The sequence below is a fragment of the Gammaproteobacteria bacterium genome (assembly GCA_028817255.1).
In the GTDB taxonomy this organism is placed as follows: Bacteria; Pseudomonadota; Gammaproteobacteria; order Porifericomitales; family Porifericomitaceae; genus Porifericomes; species Porifericomes azotivorans.
Genome location: JAPPQA010000160.1, coordinates 1,450 through 9,063 on the forward strand (window position 1 = coordinate 1,450; position 7,614 = coordinate 9,063).

Here is a 7,614-nt window from a genome sequence, read left to right on the forward strand (position 1 = left end):
ACCGGCGGTTCATGAAAGCCCGGCGCCACCCCGGGAACGAGCATCCGCGGGCGCAGCCGGCAACCATGCAGCAGCGGGCGGAGCACCTGCGCGAATCCAGGATCGAGATGATCCCGCTTATAGACATCGTATTTCTGGTGCTGGCCTCGTTCATTTACGCCAGTCTCTTCACAACCTATAAAGTCGGGCTGTCGCTGGAACTGCCCCAGGCAACCCAGGCCAGCGTCGAGACCGCGCCGACGCTGACGCTCACAATCGAGAAGGGCGGCTCGCTATTTCTGGAGCGACAACCGATCGGCCGCGCAGAGCTGGAGCAGGAACTGGGCAGGGAGGTCGCGGCACGACCGGGAATCGCCCTGTTTGTCATCGCCGACCGAGGTGCGCAGGTGGAAACGCTGGTACAGGTGATGGACCTGGGGCAAAAGCTGGGGATAGAGAAGCTGACCGTCGCCACCGCACCGGAGACCGGCGCCGAGCAGCGGCCATGATTGACCGGGACGACGCACTGACCCTGGCCGTTTCCGTCACAGTCCACGTTTTGGCGCTGGGCTCGATTCCAGGGCCGCGGATGCAAACCGGGACGCCGGAAAGAGGAGGTCTGGCAGTGAGCGTCGCCGCATTGGCTGCCGGACAGCCCGGCGCCGTCCCGAACCCCTCCCCGGAACCGGCGGCGCCGCGGCAATCCCGGGTTGCCGTCGCGACTCCGCCCGGCAAGGCAAAAACGCCGGATACGGACAGTGCAGCCAATTCCCCCAAAGCCGCCGACCCCCAAACGCCCGAAGACAAAAACCCGGCCCCGGCCGAAAGCTCTGAAAACCCTGAAACCCCTGCCAGACCGTCCGAGGCAAAAACGCCAGAACCCGAAAGGCCATCTGCCCCCCCGGCCAAAACCGCCCGCTCCGAAGCGCCGGTAGAAGACACGCCGAAACGAGACCATTCGCCGGAAAGCGCCTCGCCGAAAAATGCCTCGCCGGAAAGCGCCGCGAAAAATGCCGCCGCTTCTCCCGGCGCAAAAACGCCGGACTCGGGAAGGCCGCCCGTAATTTCCGAGGCGGCCGCGCCCAGGCAGGCCGGGAAGAAAGCGCCGGAAACTCCGCCAGACAACGCCGCCCCCCTTAAATCCGCCGCGGTCGAGCCCCCCGAGCAAAAAATCCGACCGGTGGGAAGCGGCGCGCTGCCCGGCCGGGCCAGGCCGGGCGATACGGGGCATAAACCCGGGCGACGGGGAATAACGCCCGCCCCGAAGCGGCCTCGGGCGAAGCAACGCCCGGAAGTGCTGGCCCGCCCGCTATACCACCTGATCCCCAGTCCGCCCTATCCCGAGCGCTCGCGGGATCTGGGCGAAGAAGGCAGAGTCGTCATCGCGGTACTGGTGGCAGAGGACGGCAAAGTCGCCGAAGCTCATGTACACGAGTCATCGGGACATCCCATGCTGGATGGCAGCGCACTCGCCACAGTCCGGGAAAAGTGGCTCTTCAAACCGGCCCGAAGCGGGGATGCGCCGGTTACCGCCTGGATCCGGGTGCCCATAGATTTCCGCATTTCGGATCGCTAAGGGCAGTTCTTTCCCCGGCTTTCCCCCGCAATCCTCCGCCACCAGAAGGGCAGCGCTCGCGCAAGCCGTTTACAAGCCGCTTCTGGGAGTGCAGGCAGCCGGCTTGCGGCGGCGCCGTTGCGGCAACCCGGGATCGGCGGATTCCGGCACCTCCAGGGCCGCCAACTCCTCTGCAATCTCGCGAATCGTGTTCATGCCGGGACAGTTCGGCGCATAGTCTATAGGCGACTTGCCATTGCGCTCCGCTTCGGTGAACAGGGGATCGTACGGGACCGTGGCCAGGATCGGCATGTCATGCAGGGAGCAAAACTCTTTGATCGCAGCCAGATCGTCATCCTCCTTGACCTTATTGGCGACGATAAAGATGTAGGGGATCCGCAACTCGCGGGCCAGCAAGTGGGTGCGGGCGGCGGCCTCAAGCGATCGGTAGTACGGTTCGGCAACCACCAACATGGTATCCACGTTGCGCGCCGTGCCGCGCTTCAAATGCTCAAGCCCGGCCTCCATGTCGGTGATCGTATGATCGCCATGGCCGCTCATCTCGGCAATGATGCCGCGCACCGCCAGGTGGGAGGCGCACATGCAGCCACTGCCGGCGCTGCCTTCCGCCGGCCTGCCCATAACGACAAGATCTATTTCTTGCGGCGCGGAGGCGCCGTATTGCCGAATCAACTCTTCTCCGGAGACGGTCATTTGCAGCTTGCGGGTGCCGTCGGACTGGGCCTCAATCTCCATGATGTCCGGCTTGATATACTTGATTTGCTCCGCTTCCCCGGGAGACATGCCAAGCGTCAAGGCCAAATTGGGATTGGGGTCTCCATCCACGGCAAGCACCTTGTGGCCTTCTTCCGCAAGAACTCTGGCCAAGGCGCCCGCCACGGTCGTCTTGCCGGAGCCGCCCTTGCCTACGGTTGCGATCTTCATCCTCGTTCCTCCTGTCGTGCAATCATGAACGGCGAACCTGCATATTAACCGCCCGGCCCGCGGCATACAACGAAGACGCCGCTGCCGTCAGCAAATCCGCGGCAACTGCTCCCCCACCGGCATATCAACGATCCTCTCGCCGCCGAAACCGGTGCGCAAAAGGACCATTCCCTCCGGCCGCGCTATCACCTCGCCGATCAGTGCCGCATCCCTGCCGGCGGGGTGCGCCCGCATCGCCCGCAACACCGCCTCGGCATGAGCGGGGGGCGCAACACAAACCAGCTTCCCCTCATTGGCCAGATACAGCGGATCCAGACCCAGGATCTCGCACATCCCCCTGACCGATTCGCGGGTCGGCAGGGCGGATTCTTCTATCCTCAGACAGCAATTCGCCGCCCGGGCGAATTCGTTGAGCACGGCAGCGACACCGCCCCGGGTGGCATCCCGCATAGCCCGGATATCCGGACAGACGGCAAGCATGTCCCGCACCAGTCCGCCCAGCGGCTGACAGTCGGTCTCCACAGGATTGTCCAACGCCAGCTCGCCACGGGCATCGAGGATGGCCGCACCGTGATCGCCGATGCAGCCGTTGATCAAAATACGGTCTTCAGGCTGGACCTGAGCGGCGGAGATACGGACTCCCGTCGGGGTCAGGCCGATGCCGGCAGTGTTGACGAACAGTTTGTCCGCCGCGCCCCGGTGCACGACCTTGGTGTCGCCGGTAACGATGCATACGTCCGCGCACTCCGCGGCGGCCTGCATGGAGCCAGCGATACGGCGCAGGGTATTCACAGGCAGTCCTTCCTCGATGATCACGCTGCAACTGAGATACAGCGGCACCGCGCCGCTGACCGCCAAATCGTTCACCGTGCCGTTGACGGCCAGCATGCCTATGTCTCCGCCCGGGAAAAAAAGCGGATCTACTACGTAGCTGTCCGTGGTAAAAGCCAACCGCTGCTGACCGCCGGACAGCCGATCCAGCGGCAGCAGCGCGGAGTCTTCGCGGAGATTGGCGCCGCCGCCGAAGCGCGCGGCAAAGACGCGCCCGATCAGGTCGTGCATGGCTTGGCCGCCGCCGCCGTGCGCCAGCGTGACGATCTCCCCCCCGCCGTCCGGTGGCGGCACGGCAGCGGGCGGTTTGCTCATACAGACGCTGCAGGGTCCGCCAATGGGCCGCGAGCGGCGCGGCCGTCTTCCGGCAGCGCGCGGGCATAGTTGTAATAGGCCGCGCAGGCGCCCTCGGAAGACACCATAAGGGCGCCCATTGGAGTCTGCGGGGTGCAACGGGTCCCGAACACTCTGCATTGCCGGGGCTTAATCAGGCCGCGCAGGACCTCGCCACACTGGCAGGCGCTGGGGTCGGCGACCTCCAGATTCGGCAGGGCAAACTTGCGCTCCGCATCGTAGCGGGCATATTCGTCCCGCAACCGCACCCCCGAGCGCTCGATCGAGCCCAGTCCGCGCCATTCGAAAAACTCGCGCAGCTCGAACACTTTCTCGACCGCCGCCCGCGCCGCACTGCCGCCGTCTTCGCTCACCACGCGCCGGTACTGGTTCTCCACCTCGCAACGCCCTTCGGCCAATTGTTTCAACACCATCCAAAGCGACTGCAAGATGTCCAGCGGCTCAAAACCGGATATGACCACCGGACGGCGGTACCGCTCCGCAATGAATTGGTAGGGCCGAATGCCGATCACCGTGCTGACATGCCCCGGCCCCAGAAAACCGTCGAGTCGCTGATCGGGAGAATCCAGCAATGCCCGAATCGTCGGGATGATGGTGATGTGATTGCAGAACAGGGAAAAATTCGCAATTCCCTCCCGTTCTGCTTGCAACACGGTGAAGGCAGTGCTGGGCATGGTGGTCTCGAAACCCAGGCCGAAAAAGACGATCTCCCGGTCCGGCATGGCACGGGCCAACTGCAAGGCATCCATGGGCGAATAGACCATGCGCACATCGGCCCCGTCGGCCCGGGCCTGCAACAGGCTTTTGCGGGAACCCGGCACCCGCATGGCGTCGCCGAAGGTGGCGAGGACGACACCGTCCCGCCCGGCCAGCGCCAGGCAATCGTCCACCCGTCCCCTGGGCAGCACGCACACAGGGCATCCCGGACCGTGCACCAGTTCGACCCAGTCCGGAAGCATCCCCTCGATTCCGTAGCGGAATATGGAGTGGGTATGGCCGCCGCATACTTCCATGATCTGCAAAGGGCGCCGCCGCGGGACGCCCAGCCGCGGCGCCAGTGCCTCAATCCCGGACAGCAGGGCCCGCACCTTGGCCGGGTCGCGAAATTCGTCCATGTACTTCACGGGGTTCGCCTTAAGGGCGGGTCTCCCGACGCAGTCGCCGTTTGCGACATGGCCTCCAATTCCGCCTGCGCTTCACCCAGCTCGGTGAGCAAACGCAAGGTTTTCCGCGCCTCCTCCTCGTCAATCCGGCTCATGGCGAAACCGACATGGATCAGGACCCACTCGCCGACGCAGGATTCGAGCGGGCAATCCGCATCCACTATGCAAGCGAGCACCACTTCCCGCTTGACGCCGCCAACCTCCACCAGCGCAAGTTTGCGCTCGGCATCGGTAATCTCGGTCACACGCCCGGGAATGCCCACACACATTTTCGCCCGACCCCGCTCAACTCTCCAACATGCGTGCCGCCGCGATGGCCGCCTGTCCCAGAGAAAGACCGCCATCGTTCGCCGGCACCCGGCTGTGGGACAACACCTGAAAACCGGATTTCCGCAATAACCCCTGCAGTTCCCCGGTGAGCAGCGCATTCTGGAATACGCCGCCGCTGAGAGCCACCCTGCCTTGCCACTGGTCTCCGTGCCGCTTTCTCAGATGAACGATCATGCCCGCGATGGCTTGCGCCAAACCCTGATGAAAACGGTAGGAGATGCGTCCGGGAGAGACCCCCGCGGCGAGATCCGCCAACAAAGCCGGCCACAGAGGCTGCGTACTCAAGCTGGCGCAACCTGTCTCATGCCCTGCCATAATGTCGAAACTATAGCACAAATCCCCCTGCCGCGTTTCCCCGCGGGCCACCGCCTCCAGTTCGATGGCCGCCTGTCCCTCATAAGTAACTTCCCGGCGCAGACCGATAACCGCGGCAACGGCATCGAACAGGCGCCCGCAAGACGTGGTCGAGGGAGTGTTGATCCCCTGTGCGATCATCCGCTCCAGCGTTGCCCGCTGCCGGCGCAACGACCGAAAAACCGGCAGGCTCTCCCAGTGTAACCGCGACCCGTAACGCTGCAGATAAGCGCAGGCCATGCGCCAGGGCTCGCGGATGGCGGCGGCGCCTCCCGGCATGGGAACCGGCGCGAAGCAGGCCAGGCGCCGATACCCCCGGTAATCCGCGAAAAGGAACTCCCCGCCCCAAAAAGAACCGTCCTCTCCGTAGCCCAGGCCGTCCAGAGCGATGCCCAGAACCGGCGGAGCATCCAGCGGGACTCCGTTCTCCGCGAGACAGGCGGCGATATGGGCATGATGATGCTGCGTCTCGATAATCCTGCCGCCGTCGGCAACCCGGCGCCGCCCCAGTTTGGAGGAGAGATAATCGGGATGCAGATCGACCGCCAGCGCGGCCGGTTTCAAATCATAGAGCTCCAGGTAAAGTGCCAGGGTCTTGCGAAAAGCTTCATAGGCGCGCGCATTCTCCAGATCTCCCAAATGCTGCGACAAGACCGCATGTCCGTCGCGGAGCAGGCAAAAAGTGCTCTTCAATTCTCCGCCGAAAGCCAGCACCGCCGGCGATTTCTCAAAGCCGGGGGGCAACGGCAGCGGGGCAGGCGCATAGCCGCGGGCGCGGCGCAACAGGCGCGGCACCCCGCCGACCACCTGCGCAACCGAGTCATCCAACCGATTGACAATGTCCCGATCATGGAACAGAAAATAGTCGGCGATCCCGCCCAGCGCAGCTCGCGCCTCCCGGTTGCCGACACACTGCGGTTCCTGCGAGCGATTGCCGCTGGTCAACACGATGGGATCGGGCAGACTCGCCAACAGCAGATGATGCAGCGGGGTATAGGGCAGCATGAAACCGTAGCTGCGCTGCCCTGGCGCCACCGCCTCCGCCAAGCGCCCGGGACCGCGGGCCGGCATCAAAACGACGGGGGCGGCGGCACTTGCCAACAGCGCGCACTCGAGCCGGCCAGGATCGCAGTAGCGCCGAATCGTCCCGATATCGCGGGCCATCAGCGCGAAAGGCTTTTCGTAGCGGTGCTTGCGGGCCCGCAACCGGGACACGGCCCGCTCGCTGGCGGCGTCGCAGGCGAGGTGAAAGCCCCCCAGGCCCTTGACAGCGACGATCGCGCCCTGACGCAAAAGATGCGCAGCCTGCTCCGCCGCGTCCCGTCCGGGCGATGCGGCAGCGGGTTCCAGGGTCAAGGCCGGACCGCAACCCGCACAAGCGTTTGGCTGGGCGTGGTAGCGCCGGTCCGCCGGATCGCGGTACTCCCGCGTGCAGTCGGGGCACATGGGGAAATCTTTCATGCTGGTATTGGCGCGGTCGTAGGGAATGGCCGAAACGATGCTGAAACGCGGCCCGCAGTGCGTGCAGTTAACGAAGGGATAGCGATACCGCCGGTCCCCGGATGCGTCCAGCTCCGCCCGGCAGGCGCTACAAGTAGCCGCATCCGGGCTAACCGCGGTACGGGCCCGCCCGGGGCGGCTCGCAACAATGCGAAACCCCTCTACGGCCGGCATGGCGCCGGGCTGCCGCTGCACCGAGTCTATGCGCGCCAGCGGCGGCGCTTCCGCCCGCAAGCGTTCGAGAAAGGCGTCCACTGCCCGCGAAGCGGCCTGCACACGGATCAAAACCCCCTCGCCGTCATTGCAGACCTCCCCACTGAGGCCCAGGGCGCTGGCCACCTGGTACACCATCGGGCGGAATCCCACCCCCTGGACGATGCCCCGAATGCGAATCTCCTCACCGCCGCCGGGAGCGCCGAAGGAAGGCTTATCCGCCATGGGCCCGCCGGAACAACCGCGCGACGGCAGACCGCTTGGTATCGGCCGTCTCCCTGCCACCGGTACGAAACGCTGGATTCAACTTGTAGATTCGACTCTTTTTGACGACGAGCAGAAAACCGCGGCAACGCTGCCGCCCCCTCAATGCGACCGGAAGGAGACGCG

The 7,614-nt window shown here is 65.0% G+C and carries 7 protein-coding genes; 2 read left to right on the forward strand and 5 right to left on the reverse strand.

Going from position 1 to position 7,614, the window contains the following annotated elements; genetic code table 11:
- Both OXU43_06705 and OXU43_06710 read left to right on the forward strand, forming a co-directional pair.
- Positions 1–488 (forward strand): biopolymer transporter ExbD (locus OXU43_06705; GenBank protein ID MDD9824843.1); only part of this gene is annotated, 488 nt, incomplete at its 5' end.
- 785 nt (positions 489–1,273) lie between these two features.
- Positions 1,274–1,555, forward strand: coding sequence for an energy transducer TonB (locus OXU43_06710; protein MDD9824844.1), 282 nt, complete (start codon positions 1,274–1,276; stop codon positions 1,553–1,555).
- A gap of 69 nt (positions 1,556–1,624) precedes the next feature.
- On the opposite strand, the gene OXU43_06715 is transcribed toward OXU43_06710, so the two are convergent.
- From OXU43_06715 to hypF, 5 genes are all read right to left on the reverse strand, one after another.
- On the reverse strand, positions 1,625–2,479 hold the full coding sequence (locus OXU43_06715; GenBank protein ID MDD9824845.1) for an AAA family ATPase: 855 nt from the start codon (positions 2,477–2,479) through the stop codon (positions 1,625–1,627).
- Positions 2,480–2,566: 87 nt separating this feature from the next.
- Positions 2,567–3,625, reverse strand: coding sequence for a hydrogenase expression/formation protein HypE (gene hypE, locus OXU43_06720; GenBank protein ID MDD9824846.1), 1,059 nt, complete (start codon positions 3,623–3,625; stop codon positions 2,567–2,569).
- Complete coding sequence (hypD, locus tag OXU43_06725; GenBank protein ID MDD9824847.1) at positions 3,622–4,788, reverse strand: hydrogenase formation protein HypD; 1,167 nt, start codon at positions 4,786–4,788, stop codon at positions 3,622–3,624. Before hypD ends, hypE begins: the two co-directional genes overlap by 4 nt.
- Positions 4,785–5,096, reverse strand: coding sequence for a HypC/HybG/HupF family hydrogenase formation chaperone (locus OXU43_06730; protein MDD9824848.1), 312 nt, complete (start codon positions 5,094–5,096; stop codon positions 4,785–4,787). The genes hypD and OXU43_06730 overlap by 4 nt, the downstream gene beginning before the upstream one ends.
- Positions 5,097–5,112: 16 nt before the next feature.
- Positions 5,113–7,449, reverse strand: coding sequence for a carbamoyltransferase HypF (hypF, locus tag OXU43_06735; protein ID MDD9824849.1), 2,337 nt, complete (start codon positions 7,447–7,449; stop codon positions 5,113–5,115).
- Positions 7,450–7,614 lie beyond the last annotated feature (165 nt).